The sequence below is a fragment of the Candidatus Amarolinea dominans genome, assembly GCA_016719785.1.
Lineage (GTDB): Bacteria > Chloroflexota > Anaerolineae > SSC4 > Amarolineaceae > Amarolinea > Amarolinea dominans.
Genome location: JADJYJ010000031.1, coordinates 40,756 through 60,214 on the forward strand (window position 1 = coordinate 40,756; position 19,459 = coordinate 60,214).

The following is a 19,459-nucleotide window of genomic DNA, read 5'->3' on the forward strand; positions in this document are numbered from 1 at the left end:
AGCACGTATGCCCGATCGCATGTTGCGTCGTGACGGCGCCTTTCTGCGCCGCGATGAATCACAAGTTGTCTGGCGTTATCTGAATGCCCAGGAGTGCTGTTCCGTGGTGGGCATCAGCAACATCGGCAAATCGGCCCTGCTGCGCATGATTTGCCTGCCAGAATCCCAGCAGGGCATGGACGGCCCGGGTCGTGACGCCATTTTCGTCTATGTTGACTGCAATCGGATGCTGGGCCTGAACGACCAGGGTTTCTATGAGCTGGTCCTGCGCTGCCTGCAAGATACCCTGCGCAGACAGGCCGTGCCCGATACACTGCTGCGCACGCTGCGTAATGCATACGAAGCACTCATCAATCCCCACAGCCCGTTTCATGTGCCACTGAGCTTCAACCAAGGGCTGACCGCGGTGCTCGACGGGCTGGGACGCAAGCTGGTGATCGTTTTCGATGAGTTCGACGAAGTCCTGACCCGCGTCGAAGGCCGTGTCTTTCTCAATCTGCGCGCGCTGAAGGATCAATACCGGCGTGGACTGACCTTCATGACGGCCACCAACGAAAGTCTGCCTCTGCTGCGCCGCGACGAGGCGATTGACGAATTCATCGAATTGTTTACGCATCACACCTACTACTTGCCGCCGCTTAACTCAACCGATGCAGCTGATATGATTCACCAGGTGGCCAAAGAGCTGAACGTGACGTTTAGCGGTCGCGATGTGGATTTCGTCCTCGACTGGGCCGGCGGTCACATCGGTTTGATCGAAGCGACTTGCGGCGTGCTCGGCAGCCTGACCGGCGCGCCCTTGCGCGATGCCAGCCAGGATTGGATCATTCAGCGCGAAGCGGCCCAACGCCTGCCGCGCAACATGACAGTGCAGACCGAGTGCGGCAAAATCTGGGCCGGCCTGAGCGAAATCGAACGTGGTGCGCTGATGGACTTGAGCACTCCAGGTGGAGAGGCGCCGCTGCCCGCGATTGCCGCCCTGCGCAGCAAGCATCTGTTGCTGGGGGACAATGACGAGGCGCCGCGCCCGTTTTGCCGCCTGTTCGGCCAGTTCCTGGCGCAGCAAAGCGCCCTGGTGCGCCCCGGCGCGCAGGGCGTGCGCGTGGACGTGGGAACCGGCGAGGTGACGGTGGATGGTCGCACCACGGAGGCGCTGACCAACCTGGAATATCGCCTGCTGCTCTTGCTCTACGGGCAGTTGGGCAAGATCTGTGACAAGTACCAGGTGGTGGAGGCGGTGTGGGGACAAGATTACATGGATACGGTGGACGATGCGCGTATCGAAAAACTGGTCAGTCGCCTGCGCGCCAAGATCGAACCGGATCCGACGAATCCACGTTACCTGATGACCCTGCGCGGACGCGGTTACAAGCTGGTGGGCGCCGTCTAGCCAAGGATCCCGACAGACCGTCAGTCACACGTCAGCGCGTCGTCTAGCGTAATTTGTAAATTGCGGGTAAAATCAAGCCGCACTTGAGGCTTTGCCGCTGGCCCGGGCAACGGCGAGGCTCACAAAAAACATTTGGACAGCACAGGGAGGTAACTTACGCATGGCATCGTTGTTAGAAAAAATCGGCACTCTCATTTCGGCTAATTTGCATTACATGGTGGATGAGGCACTAAAATCCAATTCCATCGCCGTCTTCGATCAGTACATTCGCCAGGTTGATAACAACCTGGATGAGTTGGAAGATGCCGCGGCCACGGTGGGCGGCGAGGCGCGCATGTTGCGTCGTAAATATGATGAATTTGCGGCCAAGACTGCGGAACTCGACAGAAACATTGACATCTTCCTCAGCGAGGGTCGCGAGGAACTGGCTGCGGCCGCACAGACCAAATTCAATTCGACCAAGCGCCTGGCCGATTCGTACAAGGATCAGGCCGACCGCCAGCAGTCCGAGTATCAGAAACTGTTGGACGCACGCCTCAAGCTGGAAGCCAAGCTGACCACCGTCAAGCAGGAGCGTGAAGAACTGCAAGCCCTGCTCACTCTGGCCAAGTCCAAAGAGGTCAGCGTCAAGGCGATCAAGTCACTGGACGATTTGGTTGGCTCCGGCGATGCCGACGTTGCACGCGTCGCCGATTCTATCCGCGCCCGCCTGGACAAGGCGCAGGCCGAAAGCGACATGGTTACCACCCGCCTCGATCGGCAGATGGACGACGTGCTGGAGCGCGAGACGCTCAATCGCCAGTTGGAAGAACGCAAACGCCGGCTGGGCATGAGCGCCGCGTCATAGCCTGCGGGTCAGGCCCCGGGCCGGACGGTTATCACGCCGTGACGAGACTGTCACACCGGAAGCATGACCGACGGAACTGCCTGTCAATGCCATTGCAGAGGGGGAAATTACACAACGGGTATGAATAACGCGATCATTTTTGAGCCACGCAGCATCAATGGAAAGTTCGCCACGGGTTTTGCCCTGCTGCTGGGCTGTTTCCTGGCCTGGATCAGCGGCCTGATTACCGAAGCGATGGGCATCTTGGTCCTGTCCATCGCGGGCTTCCTCGGTCTGTACGCCATCTTGGATGCCCTCTATGTGTCGAGCCGCAAGGTGATTGTGACCGATCAAGGACTCACCATCAGCAATCCGTTGCGCCTGTGGGGCACGCGGCAGGATTTTGGTTGGGATGAGGTCAAGCAGCTTGAGTTGAGCGTACGCGACGAGCAACGCAGCATGCGCATCAAGGCCGACAAGCTGCCCAATTACTACTATGAAGACGTACCATACGACCCTGAATTGCTGCAGGCTGTCGTCACCCGTGGCAAGCTCAAGCCGGTCAAGGGCGCAGAAGCGCCAACCTTGACCGCCCTACCGAATGAAGGCAAAGCCGTCTATCGGTGGGCCAAGAAGTAACAAAGGTAGCCATAAGAGACAAATCACATGAATCGCACTCGCATTATCTTCATTGCCATCATCGTATTGGCACTGGTGGTCATTGGCGTGTCCTGGGGCCTGGGCTATCTGCAGACCCGACCGCAGCAGCCTCTCGTGGTTGCACCAACCGGCCCAATCCAGATACGCGTCCTGACGGCCTTACCGGTGGAGCCGTGGGTGCGTGACGCCGCCAAACAGTTCAACGATGAAAAACGCAAGCTGACCGGCAGCAACGAGGTCATCCAGGTGGAAGTGATCGCTATGGATGGCCTGACCGCCCTGGGCAAATGGGACCGCGACGACTTTGGCATCCTCGGCGACCGCACGTTGGCTGACCTGACCGACGCCGAAAAGGACAAGCTGACACAGTTCCCCACGGTTTGGATTCCCGATAGCCGCTACCTGGTGGAACTGGCCAACGTGACCTATAAGGAACGCCTGGGGCGCGATGTCTTCCTGACCGACGGCGAGTACCGGGCGCGGCCTATCGCCATCTCGCTCTTCGCCTGGGGCATCTATCAGACCCGTGCGCAGGTGTTGGAGCAGAAGTTTGGCGACATCAACTGGAAATCTATTCATGACGCGGCCGTCAGCAAAGGCGGCTGGCCGGAATTGGGCGGAGATCCGAGTTGGGGTTTCTTCAAGCTGGTGGTGCCCAACCCGCGCAAGAACGTGGGCGGGCTTGCGGCCATGATCGCCGCAGCCGGCGAGTTCTACAATCGCACCGACATCAGCGTGGCGGACGTCACCAATCCTGAATTTCAGACCTGGCTCAAGGAGCTGATGGGCGCGCTGACCGATGTCAGCGGTTCCAGTGCCTACACCGCCGAAGATTTCGCGCTGTTCGGCTATTCGGTGGGTGATGGCGGGCAGTTGCTGGAAAGCGACCTGCTGACCAACATGGCCGGCATCCAGACACGCTGGGCCGACCCACTGCTCATCCGCTACCCCAACTATGTCAGTTGGTTCGACTTCCCGTTTACCGTCTGGGTGGGGCCGGAGACCACGGCGTTCGAGAAGAACGCGGCGCTGGAGTTTCAGAAATACCTGCTGTCAGCCGATGTGCAGAAAAAGGCTGTGGCTCGCGGCCTGCGCCCTGCCAATCCTGACGTGCCGGTTGCCCCTGCGGGTGATGGCGATAGCCTGTTTGCCCGCTGGGAATCACAGGGCGCGCAGGCCATCGTGCCCCGCACCACGGCCATGCGTGCCCCGAATCGTGATGTGCTCCTGGCGCTGCTCCGCTGGTTTGACCTGAATGTCGCCCAGCGCTAAGGCTGACGCGCAAACAAAAGAGGCCACGATGTCAAGACAACGAGAAAAGCAGGGCGGTGTCCCGCCCGCGGCAACGTATACGATTATCGGCGGCGCCCTGGCGTTGCTCCTGTGCTGCGCCCTGGCCGCCATCGCCTGGAACGGCCTGCGGGGGCCGTTGGCGCCGCTTGCCCAGCAGGCCGATAACACGGTGGGCTTTCGTAATGCCACCCTGACCCTGGCCTATTCCCCGGAAAAAGGGCAGATGCTGCAGATTCTGGTGGATCAGTTCAATCGCCAGAATCTGCGCACCGCCGACGGCCAGGCGATGCAGGTCAAGCTGGTGGAGATGAACCCGGAAGACATGGTCAGCGCGGCGCTGGAAGATCCAACCTTCCAGGCGCTGACGCCCGACTCCATGCTGTGGCTCGATCAGCTCGACCGCCAGTGGGCTTTGCGCCAACAGGTAGAAGCCGGGCAGATTGCGCCGCGCCGTGTCGGTGAGGCAACCCGCTACGCGGTCAGCCCCATCGTCATTGCCGCGTGGGAAACGGTGGCGCGTGACCTGGGCTGGCCGCAGCCGGTGGGTTGGAACACCATCCAAAAGCGCGCAGCCGACGACGCCAGTTTCAAATGGAACCACGCCTCCACCGGTCATGCCAGCGGTCTGCTGGCGACACTGGCCGAGTTCTATGCAGGCGCAGGCAAGACACGCGGGCTGACGGCCGACGATGCCACCGCGCAGACCACCCTGGACTATGTGCGCAACATCGAGCGCACGGTCAAGTATTACGGCGAAGGCGAGTTGACCGTCATCGAGCGCGCCCAAAAAGAGGGGCGGTCGTTCCTGGATGCCTTTGTGGTGCAGGAACAACTGGTGGTGCGTTTCAATCGTGATCAGCGCGGCGAGAAACTGGTGGCGCTCTACCCAACGGAAGGCACCCTGTGGGCCGATCATCCGTTGGCACTGCTCGAACTACCCAGCCTGTCAGCCAATCAACGCCGCACCTACCAGGCCCTGCGTGAGTTTCTGCTGAATGCAGATTCGCAAAAGCTGGTGCTCAGCTATGGCTATCGTCCGGCTGACCTGAGTATCGCGCTCGATAGCGCGGACTCGCCCTTGACCGTGACCAATGGCGTTGACCCCAAACAGCCGCAAACCACCTTGCAGATGCCGCCCGCGGCCGTGGTGGAAGTCGTGCAAAATGTCTGGTACTACACCAAGCGCCTGACCAACGTCTTCCTGGTGGTGGACACCTCCGGTTCGATGCGCGGTGACAAGCTGGATGCGGCCAAAACGGCGCTCGGCGCGTTCCTGGCCCAAATCAAAGGCAGCCAGGAGCGGGTTGGCCTGGTGGAGTTCAGCGGTCAGGTCAACAACGTGATCGAGTTGGAGGAGCTGGGGCGCACGCGCGACACCCTTGACAGCGCCATCGCCGCGCTCAACGCCAACGGCGACACCGCCCTGCTCGATGGAGTGCGCACGGCTTACCAGCGCCTGCAGGAGCGCGGTGACAAAGAGCGCATCAACGCCATTGTGGCGATGACCGATGGCCGTGAGAACGCCTCCAGCGTCAGCCTGAATACCCTGGTGCGCGAGATTCAGCGCGGCAATCAAACCGGCGTACCGGTGGTGATTTTCTGCATCGCCTATGGCAGCGACGCCGACTACGATACGCTGCGCGCCGTGGCCGACGCGTCTGGAGGCCAGGTGCGCGAAGGCACCGAGCAGACGATTCGTGAGTTGTACAAGCTGCTGTCAAGCTATTTCTGAGCGTGTGAAGCCGTTATGCCCGACCAGTCCATTAGTCAGAAAATCGAGCGCCAGGCGCGCCAGGCCATCCTGGAACATGCGCTGTTGCGCGTGGAAAATGCCCTGATCGTGGCCGGCGCCCTGCTCGCCACCTACTTCGCGCCCCAGCCGTTTCCGTGGTGGCCGGTCTGGGGATGGGCGGCCCTGGGCCTCGCCGGCATCGCCGGCCTGGTCGTCAGCAGCCTGACCGACCCCGAGCACAACCGCCAGGTGGTGACGGGCCTGTTCCTGCAGGAATTCACCACGGCGGGCATTACCGACCGTACGATCAAGATGAAGTTGGAGCAGGCCCTCGACTATTTCCGGCGCATTCAGGCCGCTGTGCAGACGCAGAAGGGCGGCGTCATGCAGGACCGTCTGGGCGACACGGTGCAACAGATCAACGATTGGCTGGCGAACATGTTTCAACTGGCCCGCCGCCTGGACGCCTATCGCCGCGACGAGGTCATCAAACGTGACATGAGGTCGGTGCCCACTGAAATCTCCAATTATCGCCAGCGCCTCAACCTGGAGCGCGACGCGTCGGTGCGCCAACAAATGGAAGCCGCCATCAACGCGCGCACCACGCAAGGGGAGGCGCTCGACCGACTGGAAAACATGATGCAAAAGGCCGAGTTCCAGTTGGAGCAATCGTTGGCCGCGCTGGGCACCATCTATCCACAAATACAGTTGATCGGCGCCCGCGATGTGGACAGCAGCCGCACCCAACGCCTGCAGGCTGACATCTCCGGTCAAGTCAGTACCCTGAACGACATGATTACTTCGATCAACGAAGTGTACACGTACGATGCTGAGCATGATGTGGGAACCATGCAACCGCGGCAGCCGGTGCGCAAGACGTCGGCGGCCGGTTAATGGCTATCAGACAACAGGAGTTTGCCATGCGCAACTTGGTCTTGATTTTGTTAATGTTCAGTTTGCTCCTCGCCGGCTGCAACGCCAATCCGCAACCCACCCGTGGGGAGGTGACGGTCTTCGTGGCCGTGCCTTTGTCCGGTTTTCAGGCCAACGGCGGGCAGACCGTGCTGGGCGGTGTGCGCCTGGCGGCCGAAGAAATCAACCGCCAGGGCGGTCTGTTGGGCTACAAGGTCGTCGTCATCGGCCTCGACGATGAGTCTGATTCGGACGTGGCGCTCGCCGGCGCCGAGAAGGTCAAAGAAGCGCTGGCATCCGGTCAAAAGGTGCTCGGCGTCGTCGGTCACCTCAACAGCGGGCAGACCCTGGCCGCCATGGAAGTGTACAAGGACCTGCCGCTCATCATCATCACACCGACATCGTCCGAAACCTCGATCACGCAGAAGGGCTACCGTAACTTCTTTCGCGTCAACGCCAATGACACGGTGCAGGCTGCGGTGGACGCCGGGTTCCTGGTCAACAACCTGAAGGCCAAACGCATCGCCATTGTGCATAACGATACCCCTTATGGTATCGGTCTGCGCAACGAGATGCAGAAGGCGCTGGCTTCTGTCGGCGCCGAGGTGGTCCTGGCTCTGCAGGTCAAGGAAGGTCAGGCCCGCTACCTGGACGAGGTAGCTCAGATCAAGGCCGCCAATCCGGACGCCATCTTCTACGCCGGCTACGAGATCGAAGCGCCCTATCTGCGGGCTGATCTGGTTGAGAATGGTGTGACGACGCCGCTGCTGGCCAGCGATGGCGCCTTCCTGGCCGCGACCATTGACGAGGCCAACGGCACCGCTGAGGGCATGTACGTCAGTGCCTTTGCGCCCAGCCCGCAAGTTGCCGGGCAGCCCTGGATTCAGGCCTATCAGGCGGTGGAATCTCGCAACCCGGACACCTATTCTGTCAATGGCTACAGCGCCATGGCGGTGCTGGCCGAAGGTGTCAAGAAAGCAAACTCGCTCGATGTCACCAAAATATCCGACGCCATGCGTCAGATTGACTTTCGCGGTGTGATGGGCGAGCTGCAATTCGATGTCAATGGCGATGTGAAGAATCCCAAGGTCTTCATCTTCCAGGTCAGGGACAGCCAATTTGTGCAGGTAGCGCCGTAACGCCATCCCCCGGATGGCGCCAGCTCGTAGGAGTGGGATGGATAAGCGATCAGACAAACAGCAAGAAACGCTGGCGGTCGGCCTGACGCCCGTCGAGAAAAGCCTGATGGTCAACCTACGTCAAAAACGCACGCTGCTGACCATTTGCGAATACTATCAGCGCAATGCCGCCGCCGCCGAAGCGGAGATGGCGATCTGGATGGATGAACTGGCTGAGACGCTGCGCTCCGATATGGCGGACATCTCACGCATGCTGCGTCTGTACGATCTGTCTTCAGCCGACGTTTATGCCGTGCGCAGTCAAGTGGACGAGGCGCGTTACGTCAGAAGCCGGGAGGGTCGTCTGGACCTCCTGCGCGGCCGGTCGTATGCCACCATCCGCTGGTATCAGCAGGAGTTAGGCGCGCAACCGCCGGATGACGTAGCCGCACTGTGGAACGCCTTTCTGGCGAGCGAGCAGGAGCGGGTGCAGCAGATCGAACAGATGCTTACTGAGTCCACGAGCGCGACGCCAGCCCAAACATAACGATCAGACAGAAACCGGGTTCACGATGATCTTCGCTTGACGAACTTCTCTCGCTGAAACCCGGTTTCTTTTTTGGGGAGAAATCACCGTGAACAAACTGGGATTTTACATCGAAAACAGCACGGTGCCATTTATCCGTGAGGCATTGGCGTTGATCAAGCCGCCAGTCATTCTGTTTCACGCCGGCGATCGTGGCCTGCTGCGCGAGATTCGCACCAGCCTCTCGCCCGATTCGTTCATCATCGGCCGCCTGTTCGTCACCCTGGACGAGCAGGTGCGCTGGCTGGACGCCAATGATCCTGAGGGCGCCGGCGCCGCCTACGCCGATCGCATTTTGGAGTATGATTTTGGCTATGCCACCGAGCGCGTCAACGGCCGCTTGCTCATCAACGCGTGGATGGGGCCAAATGAAACGCTGCCAGGCCCGGCTTCCTTCAAAAATTACCAGTTAGGCACGCCCCTTGACCGTTACCCGGAGTTTGCCGAGTTTTATCAGCGGCGCAGCCAGGCGCTCGATCGCTTCCAAGCGGCGTTTCGCACGCGCCTGCAGACGGCCGCTATCGAGGCTGTGGCGTTCAACTTTGGCGCCGGCAACTACACAGACGCCTCCCACTACCTGGATTGGTTCCCGCGTACCCTGGAAACCTATCGCTATCTCGGCTTTCATGAGTACGGTTGGCCGGCCCTCATGCCACGCGCCGACACCTCCAGCGCGGCGCTGCTCTACCGCGGCGCGATGCGCGGGATCTGTCAGCGCTACAACAACCGCCACACCGCCATCATCACGGAAGCCGGTCTGGCGCGCATGTACAAAATTGGTGATGGCGGCGATGTGGGCTGGCTCTACTCACCAGACAGCGTGACCCAGGATTCATACTGGGAATCGCTGGACTGGTACAACGACCAGTTGTGCCGCGACGCGTACGCGCTGGGCGCCTGTCTGTTCCAGGTGGGTCACGCCGGGCGCTGGGAAACCTTCCGTCACCTGGGCGTGGACAATCAGCAGCGACCGATTACGCTCAGTAACCGGATCGCCACGCTGAAAGACCGCCAGGCGCCGCCCCTCAACCCGGATTGCACAACGCCTGTTGAGTACCCGGCCGACGAATGGCGTCAGGCGCCCGGGCCGGTGACACGACCCGCCTGGACCGATGTTCATGCGTTGCTCCTGCGCAGCCCCACGGTTCGCTACGCCGTGCGTCCGTGGAACACGATCAGGCGTCTCATCATCCACCACACCGTCACCTCTGGCGACATCACGCCCGATCTGATCGCGCGTGCCCAGGTGCAGCAGGGCAAGCCTGGCATCACCTATCATTTCCTGATCCAGGCCAACGGCGCCATCTACCAAACCAACACCCTGCGCACCACGGCCACGCACTGCGGCGCTGACCCTGTCAATGCGGACAGTATCGGCGTCGCGCTGGCCGGCGATTTCAGCGCCGCGCCGCCGCCCGCCCGCCAACTGACCAGCGTCGCCAAACTGTGCGCCTTTCTCCTGCAAGAATTCGACCTGACGACCGACAACATCAACGGACGCAGCGAGGTTGACCCGGGCGTCGCTTCCCCCGGCGCATCATGGCTGCAGGGCGCGGCCTGGAAAAACACGCTGTTCAGCGAGGTGCGCAGCCAGTTCCCGCCGATCGGGCTTACCTGCGATGAGTTGTTGGCCCAGGCGCTCACGGATCTGACGCAGGCGCGTAGCGATTTGACCGCCGCCCTGGAGCGAGCACAGCGCGCCGAAGCCCAGGCCGCGCAGGTGTCCAGCCTCACAGCCGAGGTAACCCGTTTGCAGGCCGATAATCAAAACCTGCGCATGCAACTGACCGATGGCGAGTTGGCCCTGACGCAGTACCAGGTGCAGGTTGAAGGTTTGCAGGACCTGACGGGCAATCTGCGCCGCCAGGTGGCAGAACAGCAGACCGCGATCATCGCCCTGCAGGCACAAATTACCGACTTACAGCAGCGGCTGACCGACTGCCTGGCCGGGCAACTCCCGCCAGATGGTGGTGAGCCGCCAGGCGGTGGTGAGCCGCCAGGCGGTGGTGAGCCGCCAGGCGGTGGTGAGCCGCCAGGCGGTGGTGAGCCGCCAGGCGGTGGTGAGCCGCCAGGCGGTGGTGAGCCGCCAGGGCGGTGGTGAGCCGCCAGGCGGTGGTGAGCCGCCAGGCGGTGGTGAGCCGCCAGGCGGTGGTGAGCCGCCAGGCGGTGGTGAGCCGCCAGGCGGTGGTGAGCCGCCAGGCGGTGGTGAGCCGCCAGGCGGTGGTGAGCCGCCAGGCGGTGGTGAGCCGCCAGGCGGTGGTGAGCCGCCAGGCGGTGGTGAGCCGCCAGGCGGCACGCGTCCTGACCTCCGGGATGTCAGCGCGCAGTTGCCCCGCCACGCCACGGCGCGCTATGCCACCCGCAGCCTGAACGCCATCCGGCGCGTGGTGGTACATCATACGGTGACGCGCGACAACGTGACGCCCGAACGCATTGCGCAGGTGCAGATCAGCCAGGGGCGCGCGGGCATCACCTATCACTTCCTGATCACAGGCGATGGTACGATTTTCCAAACGAACGCGCTGGACACCGTGAGCGAGCAGACGGTGACGCCGGCCGTCAACGCAGACGGGGTGGCGGTCGCCTTCGCGGGCAATTTCACCGACGTGCCGCCCACCGCAGCCCAAATCAGCAGCGGCGCGCGCCTGGTGGCCTGGCTGCTGCAAGAACTGAAGCTGACAGCAGACGTTGTCGTGGGCCGCAGTGAACTGGAAAATGTCGGTTCTCCGGGCAGACAGTGGCTTATGGGCGCCCGTTGGAAGGAAATCTTACTGCAAGCGATGCAACAGCTCTGATATACTGGGGTTGCATGACCGCTCACCGGCAACAAATGATTGTTGCGCCGCCCCGCACATGGTTGATGGTGACGAGGCGTGCTGACAAACGACGAGGAGCCTGCTCATGCAACCTACCAGCGACGGCGCTATCAACATTCGCCCGATGGGCGACGATCTGGTGACTACGCTCTGTTTGCATCACGGCCCGCTGGCGGCCGCACAGTTGCGTCATTCACCCGACAATGGTGTGGATACGCGCCTGCTGCACCACCCGTGGCCTGATAGCCTGCTCGACGAACTAGCGCCGAGACTGGGCCAGAATTTGGTCTGCCCGCCTGGCGCCTCCAGCGAGCGGCGCGAATTCTTGCGCGAAGTCAACCACCGTTATGGCACCTGTGCCATTCAAGCCTGGCACGACGACAAGATCGTCGGTGTCATTCGTTTCTTTCCCAGCGCACTTTTGCTGCGCATGGGGCGTTCTTCGGAAGGCCTACGCCACAGCTGGTTCTGGCCGGCGGTGGAAGCCGATGATCCCGCCAACACCCTCTTCATTCAATGCATCGAGATGGGCGCCCCCACGTTTCAGAGTGGCTTGCTCGCCTTGTCCGACGAAAACAATGAGGATGCCACGGCCTACCAGCGGCGCGGCATCGGCACAGCCTTAGCCCAGGCGCTGGTGACATGGGCCAGAGAACGGGGATGGGCGCGACTGCAAATCGGCGCCGGTCAGGACCTGGACATCATCTATGGCCTGGTAGGAAGCGGTGGACGCACCTTCTGGGAAAAGCTCGGCTTTCGTACACACAAAGAACTGCCGGCGCTGCCGTGGACTACCACGGAGTTGCCGGTGCTCTCGTATCAGGCCAGTAAGGCCCGCATAGGCCTGGACGAGGCCGCACGCCAGTGGTTGATGGTACTGGATCTGTGATTTGAGCAAAAACAAAAGAGGCGGGTCGAGTGACCCGCCTCTTTTTATGACGGTGTTCAGGTGTGCGACCGAGCACCCCGACTGCGGTCAGGAGACCTTGTCGAACGGCGAGTCTCCGTCCCAACGCATGGCCCGGATCGGCACGCCGCTCAGCCAGCGCACCAGGGTGTTGCCCAGGAGCCATTTCAGGCGCAAAACCCATGGGATTTCGCCAAAACCGGCCAGGCGAAAGCCAAAGCGCTCGTAGAAGCTGACCCGGTAGGCCGGGCACTCCAGGAACAGCGGCGGTGTGCCCTGGGCCAACAACGCCCGCATCAAGGCAGCGCCCACGCCGCGCTTACGATACGCCGACCGCACCACCATGCTACCCAATTCACGCAGCCCCGGATAGGGCCGAATCTGACCGCAACCCACCACCTGCCCATCCACCTCAGCCAGCAAGAAGTTCTGCCAGTGCAGATTCGTCGGGTCGAGCCGGGCCTTCGCCACCATGTGGCGGATCAGCGCCTGCTCGTCGGCGCGTGCGGGTCGCACCTGCATGACTGTGACGGACGGTTCGCTGGCGGGTGACATCAGCCGGCTACTTGTTCTTCTGTTTGTACTCTTCCACCAGGCTGCGTCGCAGGACCTTGCCGACCATCGTCTTGGGCAGGGTGTCGCGGAACTCGATGCGCGTAGGCACCTTGTACGCGGCCATGCGCTCCTTGCAGAAGGCCCGTATCTCATCCACGGTGGCGACCATACCGGCCTTGAGCACAATCCACGCGGCTACGGCTTCGCCCTTGTACGCGTCAGGGATACCGGCCACGGCCGCTTCCTGCACGGCCGGATGTTGGCTTAGAACCTCTTCCACCTCACGCGGCCACACCTGGTAGCCACTGGGCTTGATCAGGTCCTTCTTGCGGTCAACGATGAAGACATAGCCGTCCTCATCCAGGTAGCCCAAGTCACCGGTGTGCAGCCAGCGCTCACCGTCGTGCATCTGGATCATCTCGGCAGTGGCATCGGGGCGCCCCCAATAGCCCTTCATGATCTGCGGCGCCTGGATGATGATCTCACCCACTTCGCCCGTCGGCAGACTGCCCTCGCCCGTCACCCCATCGGCGATGCGGACCGTCATGTCGGGCACTGGCATACCGACCGAGCCGAGCTTGAACTCGCCCTTGTACGGGTTGATGCAGCAGGCCATCATGGCTTCGGTCAGGCTATAGCCCTCGACGATGCGGCCGCCTGTCAGTTTCTCGAAGGCCATCTTGGTTTCGGCCAGCAGGGGCGCCGCGCCAGAGATGCATGCCTTCATCGAACGGAAGTCAATCTTGCCTTCCTTGACCTCAGGGTTGTTGAGGAGCGCGATATAGAGTGTGGGTACGCCGATGAAGAAGGCCGGCTTGGTCTTGCCAATCGTCTCGGCCAGGTCCTTGACGTCACGCGGGTCGGGGACCAGCGCCAGCGGGAAATGTCCATACAGGCTAGTGCTGAGCGCGCCGCCATTGCCAAAGACATGAAACAGCGGCAACGGCAGGCAGAAGTAGCTATCCCAGTCCACGAGGGCATCCTTGAACCAGGTGCGGATCTGTTTGCCGGCCGCCAACAGGCCACCATGCGTGCCGATTGCCACCTTGGGGATGCCGGTGGTGCCACCGGTGCCCAGGAGCAGCGCGTCGTCATCTGGCGTTATCGGCACGTTCGGTCGCGGCTTGCCGACCTGCGCCGCCAACAGTTCGGGAAGGTAGTGGTCGCCGGTTGCCGGTGTCACCTGGTGCCCGGCCTTCTTCTCACGGAGAGCGATGAACAGCAGGCGTAACACAAAGGGCAAATACTCGCGGATGCGGGTGGGAATGACGTATTCCAACTTCGTCTTGGACTGAATCGCCTTGACGCGTGCGTAGAAGGGCGTCAACACCAGCATGACGCGTGCGCCGCTGGTGTTGAGCAGCTCCTCCAGTTCACGTTCGGTGTAGAGTGGGTTCAGGGGTGCATAGACCGCGCCGACCTTCCAACAGCCCAACTGGGCAATGACAGCCTGGGGCGAATTGACGAGCAGTGAAGACACCGGCTCGCCCTTTTTCACGCCCATGGCGATCAGAGCATTGGCAAACTGATTGCTCAACTCGTCCATTTGTCCCCAGCTCAAGGTGGTACCCTTGAACCAGACTGCCGCGGCATCCGGGCGTTGCCTGACCGCCTCATCCAGCTTGTCCAAAAGGGTGCCGGAGTAGGGGGCCGCCGTCGCCGGAATGCCCTCATCATAGTGCGCTAACCAGGGTTTTTCGTTCACGTTGCCTCCTGAAGAAATCGTTCACGTCCAAGCCCCAACAGGGGCGGCGAACTTACACACGACTGCTGAGCAGCAGCCTGACCTGCGCGGGGGGCACTTCCTGCCACTGGCCTGGCTGCAAATCTCCAATTTCAAATGGCCCGATGCTCACGCGCACCAGGCGTAAGGTTGGAAAGCCCACGGCTGCTGTCATCTTGCGCACCTGCCGGTTACGTCCTTCGGTGAGCGTGATACGCAGCCAGGCTGTTGGCACCGACAGCCGAAAACGAATCGGTACGGGGCGTTCCCACAAGATCGGCGCTGCGTCGAGCAATTCCACCTGCGCCGGTTGCGTACGCCGGCCCTCGATGACAACGCCCTGGCGCAGACTCAGCAGCGCGGCTGCATCGGGAATGCGCTCGACCTGCGCCAGGTAGGTCTTGGGCTGCTTGCCCTCGGGCTGCGCCAGGCGATGAATCAGATCGCCATCGTTCGTCAGCAGCAAGAGTCCTTCGCTGTCTGTATCCAGGCGGCCGGCTGCGTACATAGCGGCCACCGGAAACCAATCGGCCAGGGTCGGGCGTCCGGCCGGATCTGTAAACTGACACAGCACGCCATAGGGCTTGTTCAGCAGAAAATAGCGTGCGCCCCTCATCACTTCTGGCGCAGTACCGGCGAATCGAACCACAGTCCGCTGACCAGATGATCGGGTGTGCCGTCGTTGAAAACCACGCGCACGGTCACACCGTCTTCGTTGGCAAAACTGGCCGTATAGGTGACACGGATGAACGCACCGGTATCTTCGACCAGGGCGACTTCCCGCGCCTGATACGCGCCGAGCTTAGCGCCGATGCTGCTAAGTATGCCCTGAAACGCGGCCTCGGTCATCGCCTTCTGCATCGGTTCGTCGAAGTGCCGCGCAAAGCGGGCGTAATCGGCTTCGTTCATGCCGGCCAGCAGGTTGTCGGTCATCGGCTCGCTGTAGGCCAGGACCGCCTCGCGGTCCTGGCCACTCAACGTCACGGTTTGCGCACCGCTGCAGGCGCTCAAACCAATGGCCATCACCAGCGCAAGCACCAGCCATGACCCGTGTCTCTTGCCATTCATGCAATTCATGTGATGTAAATATCCTACCTCCATTCCAGAATCGAATTCCCCGGAATCGCATTCACGTCATCGGAGGTCACCACAAGCCTGGCTTAACCGGCTAGCCGGGGTAGCGATAGAATCCTTCGCCCGACTTGCGTCCCAGCCGGCCGGCCTGCACCATCTTGCGCAGGAGGATGGGGGAGCGATAGCGGGCATCGCGATAGTTGTCATAGAGGGCGTCGAGCACATTCAGCATGACATCCAGGCCCACCAGGTCCGCCAATTCCAGTGGCCCCATCGGAAAGTTGTAACCCAGGCGCATGGCCTTGTCTAACGCGTCGCGTTCGGCCACGCCTTCCTGCAAGGCGAAGATGGCCTCGGCCACGTACATCAGCCCGATACGCGTGGTGATGAAGCCCGGATAGTCCTTGACGATGACCGGGTCTTTGCCGGCCTGGCGTGTGAACGCTTCCACCGCAGCGACAGTAGCCGGTGTCGTGTCCAGGCCGGGGATGATTTCGACGAGGGTCATCAACGGGGCAGGGTTGAAGAAATGAATACCAATGGCCCGGCCAGGATAGCCCAAAACACTCGCGATCTCGGTGATGGGCAGGGAACTCGTATTGCTACCCAAGATGGTTGTTGATGCGACCAGCGTCTCGATCTGACGAAACAACTCCTGTTTGAGGCTGATCTGTTCGGGCGCGGCCTCGATCACCAGATCGGCGTCGCGCGTCGCATCGGCCAATTGGTCATGATAAGACAGGCAGGCCTGGGCCGCGTCAGCCGCGGTCTGGGTCAAACGCTGTTTGGTCAGCGCCCGGCTGAGGGTGTGCGCATGGTAGTTCCGCGCCTTGTGCAGCGCGGAGGCAAACGGATCGTACAGACGCGTGTCTGCGCCGGCCAGGGCACTGACGTAGGCAATGCCGCTGCCCATGGTACCGGCGCCCACCACACTGACGACCTTGATCATCGCCCCGCACCCTTTCTGTCCTACGGACCTCAAACTGACCCCGTGAGGGCCTACCGTGTTCGTTTGATTACTGTAATCTTACTGTAATCTTACTGTAATCTTATTGTACACAGTTTTTTCCAAACAAGCAACCTGTCACGTCACAGCGCGTCATAAGTCAGTATGCTCGTGCAAAGATAACTGCTCAGGCGGCCCCCTGCCCCCCAATCCTGGGGGGGAAAGCGTTCGGCTCCCCCAAAATTGGGGGGCAGGGGGCACTTGCGACGTTGACCGAACGGCGTTCTGCCGGTACAATGCACGGTGCGGCCCTGACCGATGACCCAATGCACGGCGCCCTCGACCGGCGCCCGATGACGTGTGACGAATCAGTACATGCAGAGGAAAAAAGTCGTCTTGAAACAATCGCTGTGGCAAAAGCACATTGCTATCACGCAAGAACATGGTTCGTGGGTATTTCTCTTCAGCCCGCTGCTGATCGGACTGTTTGCCGGCGCCCGCTGGACGGCCGCCTCAGGCTGGCTGATCGTAGCCGCGTTGGCCGTCTTCCTGTTTCGCCAGCCGTTGACGGTCATCGTCAAGGTGTGGAGTAAGCGTCGTGGCCCGCAGGACCTGGCGCCGGCCTGTTTCTGGAGCGCATTCTACGGCTTGCTGGCCTTGATCGGCCTGGCTGGGCTGTGGTGGGAAGGCCAGGCGCAGCTTGCCATCCTGGCCCTGCCGGGTCTGCCTGTCTTTGTGTGGTATCTGTACCTGGTAGCCCGCCGCGCCGAGCGGCGTCAACTCGGCGTCGAGATCGTAGCCAGCGGTGTGCTGGCGCTTGCGGCCCCGGCTGCCTACTGGATTGGCCGCGGAACGCCGGATCCGATGGGCTGGTGGCTTTGGGCGCTGGCCTGGTTCCAATCGGCCGCTTCCATCGTCTATGCCGGCTTGCGTCTGGAGCAGCGCCCGTGGAAGACGCTGCCATCCGTGCGCCAGCGCCTGCGTGTGGCCGCTCGCGCCCTGGCCTATACCTGGTTCAACCTGGTGGCCGTGACCGCGCTGGTGCTGACCGACGTGCTCCCGACCTTGCTACCCCTGCCCTTTCTGCTGCAGGCGGTGGAGACCGTCTACGGCACGCTGCGGCCGGCAGCGGGGATCAAACCGACACGCATCGGTGTGCGCCAGTTGATCGTCAGTACGCTCTTTACCGTGCTCTTCATCGTGGCCTGGCGCCTGTCAGCGGACGTTTCTTGACGCGCTGCCAAACTTCAGGCCACCGGTTGTTTGCCTAGCGGTTCGCGGCCGGTAAATCGCGACGATGTCCCTGCGGCGGTGTATTCAGGCCCTCGACCTGGGTGCTCTCGCCGCTCATCTGAGTGGTGCGGCCCTGCAACGCGCCAAATACATAGTCAAGGCTCTGCGTGGCCGTCGCGGAGTCCATCCCGGTGCGCTGCGCCAGCTCGCTGGCCAGACCAGATCGCTTCAGGTAGCCCGGTTCGATACGCGTGCCTTGCTGGAACATGTCGCGCAGCGCGCCGCTGTCCGGGCGGGTTTGCGTGCGTGGCCGGCCGGTTTTTGTCTGTGGTGCAGCGGCAGCCGCCTGACGTTTGCGTGACGAGGTAGTACTGGTCGCCGTGCTGCTGCCGCCGAGCAGTTTCTCCAGCACGAACGTCACGACCATCTGTGCAACGGCCGGAGGCAAACCGATCTTGGCGGCCAGGCCCTCGATGATGCCCGCAAATTCCCGGTTGCCACCCAGGACCTGAACCAGGACTTGCGCAAGGCCGCCCGCACCCGCACTTCCCGGCGTCTGCGAAACGCCAGGTGTGGCTCCCGCACCACCAAGCAGGCCGCCCAGAATGTCCTCCAGCCCGCCGCTGCCTGGCTGCTGCGCACCGCCCGCGCCGCCGAGCAAGCCGCCGAGAATCCCTGCGAGCGGATCATCACCCGCGGCGCCTGGTTGCTGCGCACCGCCCGCGCCGCCGAGCAAGCCGCCGAGAATCCCTGCGAGCGGATCATCACCCGCGGCGCCTGGCTGCTGCGCACCGCCCGCGCCGCCGAGTAAGCCGTCGAGAATCCCTGCGAGCGGATCATCGTTAGTCCCAGTCCCAGTTCCCGCGGGCTGATTGCCGCGCGGCGCCAACATTGCCTGTAAAAGGTCGTTTATGTTCATGACTCAGTCTCCTTTGATCCAAGTACAAACCATGATACCAGCATAACCTTACAGGTGCAATAACGCGCGACAAGAGATCGCAAATCGAACGCGGCTGAGGATGCAAAAAAAGCGGTTTGGCGCGATAATAAGGAACGAGAATTAAATAAGTGTCCGAACATAGCCACCCCGTGGGCCGTTAAACCAGATAATTGAAAAATTCTCGTTCCTAAGGACAACATTTGGACCACCCCCACACGACCATGAGGAGCAGGGGAATGACATCACCATCCACGATCGAACAGACGGCGGACGCGGTGCGTCGCGCACTGGCGAGCTATCCGCCGTTTCGACATGCGGCCGCGGAGACCGCCGTCAAGACCAGTGCAGACAGAATTGAGTTGTACGGCTTTGTGCGCAGCGAGGCGATTGCGAACAGCGCGCTGGCGCTGGCCCGTGCCACGGCCGGCAATGTCGCGGTGACGAGCAAGCTGATCGTTGACAACGTTCTGGAGATGGAAGCATCTCAGCGCCTGGCCGCCGACAGCCGCACGGCTGCATTTCCGCTGCGTGTCAACGCCTACCTGGGACGCATCACGATTGTGGGCGTCTTACCGGCGGCGGCACGCAAAACAGCTTTAGACATCGTGCAGGGCATCCCCGGGGTGCGGGCCGTGGAGGAGGAGGAAATGCCTCTGACCCCGGTCGAACAACCGGTTGCCAGCCTGTTCAGCGCACTGACCTCACCTGCCTGATTCAGCTGACACTGACCATCCCCAAGGCTGAGGCG

Annotated in this window: 19 protein-coding genes; 13 read left to right on the forward strand and 6 right to left on the reverse strand. The window is 61.8% G+C overall.

Annotation, left to right across the window (positions count from 1 at the left end; all coding sequences use genetic code 11):
• Positions 1-7: 7 nt before the first annotated feature.
• From IPM84_24175 to IPM84_24225, 11 genes are all read left to right on the forward strand, one after another.
• A complete protein-coding gene (locus IPM84_24175; protein MBK9095790.1) occupies positions 8-1,390 on the forward strand; it encodes a winged helix-turn-helix domain-containing protein in 1,383 nt (460 codons plus the stop codon).
• A 160-nt stretch (positions 1,391-1,550) separates the two neighbouring features.
• Complete coding sequence (locus tag IPM84_24180; GenBank protein MBK9095791.1) at positions 1,551-2,237, forward strand: PspA/IM30 family protein; 687 nt, start codon at positions 1,551-1,553, stop codon at positions 2,235-2,237.
• Between the two features lie 120 nt (positions 2,238-2,357).
• A complete protein-coding gene (locus IPM84_24185) occupies positions 2,358-2,855 on the forward strand; it encodes a hypothetical protein (GenBank protein MBK9095792.1) in 498 nt (165 codons plus the stop codon).
• Positions 2,856-2,882: 27 nt separating this feature from the next.
• Positions 2,883-4,148: a substrate-binding domain-containing protein gene (locus IPM84_24190; GenBank protein ID MBK9095793.1), complete on the forward strand. Its 1,266-nt coding sequence runs from the start codon at positions 2,883-2,885 to the stop codon at positions 4,146-4,148.
• Positions 4,149-4,176: 28 nt separating this feature from the next.
• The gene (locus tag IPM84_24195) at positions 4,177-5,901 is read left to right on the forward strand and encodes a VWA domain-containing protein (GenBank protein MBK9095794.1); all 1,725 of its coding nucleotides are present in this window, start codon (positions 4,177-4,179) and stop codon (positions 5,899-5,901) included.
• 15 nt (positions 5,902-5,916) lie between these two features.
• The gene (locus tag IPM84_24200) at positions 5,917-6,795 is read left to right on the forward strand and encodes a hypothetical protein (protein ID MBK9095795.1); all 879 of its coding nucleotides are present in this window, start codon (positions 5,917-5,919) and stop codon (positions 6,793-6,795) included.
• 26 nt (positions 6,796-6,821) lie between these two features.
• Positions 6,822-7,952 (forward strand): branched-chain amino acid ABC transporter substrate-binding protein, encoded by a 1,131-nt coding sequence (locus IPM84_24205; GenBank protein MBK9095796.1) that lies wholly within the window; start codon positions 6,822-6,824, stop codon positions 7,950-7,952.
• A 37-nt stretch (positions 7,953-7,989) separates the two neighbouring features.
• On the forward strand, positions 7,990-8,478 hold the full coding sequence (locus tag IPM84_24210; protein MBK9095797.1) for a hypothetical protein: 489 nt from the start codon (positions 7,990-7,992) through the stop codon (positions 8,476-8,478).
• An 88-nt stretch (positions 8,479-8,566) separates the two neighbouring features.
• Positions 8,567-10,618, forward strand: a complete 2,052-nt coding sequence (locus tag IPM84_24215; protein MBK9095798.1) for an N-acetylmuramoyl-L-alanine amidase — start codon at positions 8,567-8,569, stop codon at positions 10,616-10,618.
• Positions 10,506-11,312 (forward strand): N-acetylmuramoyl-L-alanine amidase, encoded by an 807-nt coding sequence (locus IPM84_24220; protein MBK9095799.1) that lies wholly within the window; start codon positions 10,506-10,508, stop codon positions 11,310-11,312. The genes IPM84_24215 and IPM84_24220 overlap by 113 nt, the downstream gene beginning before the upstream one ends.
• A gap of 106 nt (positions 11,313-11,418) precedes the next feature.
• Positions 11,419-12,222 (forward strand): GNAT family N-acetyltransferase, encoded by an 804-nt coding sequence (locus tag IPM84_24225; protein ID MBK9095800.1) that lies wholly within the window; start codon positions 11,419-11,421, stop codon positions 12,220-12,222.
• Positions 12,223-12,309: 87 nt separating this feature from the next.
• Here IPM84_24225 and IPM84_24230 read toward each other — a convergent pair whose 3' ends face one another.
• The 5 genes from IPM84_24230 to IPM84_24250 form a co-directional block, all read right to left on the reverse strand.
• A complete protein-coding gene (locus IPM84_24230) occupies positions 12,310-12,795 on the reverse strand; it encodes a GNAT family N-acetyltransferase (protein MBK9095801.1) in 486 nt (161 codons plus the stop codon).
• A gap of 7 nt (positions 12,796-12,802) precedes the next feature.
• Positions 12,803-14,500, reverse strand: a complete 1,698-nt coding sequence (locus tag IPM84_24235) for an AMP-binding protein (protein ID MBK9095802.1) — start codon at positions 14,498-14,500, stop codon at positions 12,803-12,805.
• A 52-nt stretch (positions 14,501-14,552) separates the two neighbouring features.
• Positions 14,553-15,134 carry a pseudouridine synthase gene (locus tag IPM84_24240; GenBank protein MBK9095803.1) on the reverse strand — a complete coding sequence of 194 codons (582 nt, stop codon included), beginning with the start codon at positions 15,132-15,134 and terminating at the stop codon, positions 14,553-14,555.
• Entirely contained in the window at positions 15,134-15,595 is a 462-nt protein-coding gene (locus IPM84_24245; protein MBK9095804.1) for a DUF3887 domain-containing protein, read from the reverse strand. The genes IPM84_24240 and IPM84_24245 overlap by 1 nt, the downstream gene beginning before the upstream one ends.
• Before the next feature lie 91 nt (positions 15,596-15,686).
• Positions 15,687-16,541 (reverse strand): 3-hydroxyacyl-CoA dehydrogenase family protein, encoded by an 855-nt coding sequence (locus IPM84_24250; GenBank protein MBK9095805.1) that lies wholly within the window; start codon positions 16,539-16,541, stop codon positions 15,687-15,689.
• Positions 16,542-16,934: 393 nt separating this feature from the next.
• Here IPM84_24250 and IPM84_24255 point away from each other — a divergent pair, with 393 nt between their 5' ends.
• Complete coding sequence (locus tag IPM84_24255; protein ID MBK9095806.1) at positions 16,935-17,771, forward strand: YwiC-like family protein; 837 nt, start codon at positions 16,935-16,937, stop codon at positions 17,769-17,771.
• A 34-nt stretch (positions 17,772-17,805) separates the two neighbouring features.
• Here the strand turns inward: IPM84_24255 and IPM84_24260 are convergent, their stop codons facing one another.
• A complete protein-coding gene (locus tag IPM84_24260) occupies positions 17,806-18,690 on the reverse strand; it encodes a hypothetical protein (GenBank protein ID MBK9095807.1) in 885 nt (294 codons plus the stop codon).
• 257 nt (positions 18,691-18,947) lie between these two features.
• Here IPM84_24260 and IPM84_24265 point away from each other — a divergent pair, with 257 nt between their 5' ends.
• Positions 18,948-19,424 carry a BON domain-containing protein gene (locus IPM84_24265; protein MBK9095808.1) on the forward strand — a complete coding sequence of 159 codons (477 nt, stop codon included), beginning with the start codon at positions 18,948-18,950 and terminating at the stop codon, positions 19,422-19,424.
• Positions 19,425-19,459 lie beyond the last annotated feature (35 nt).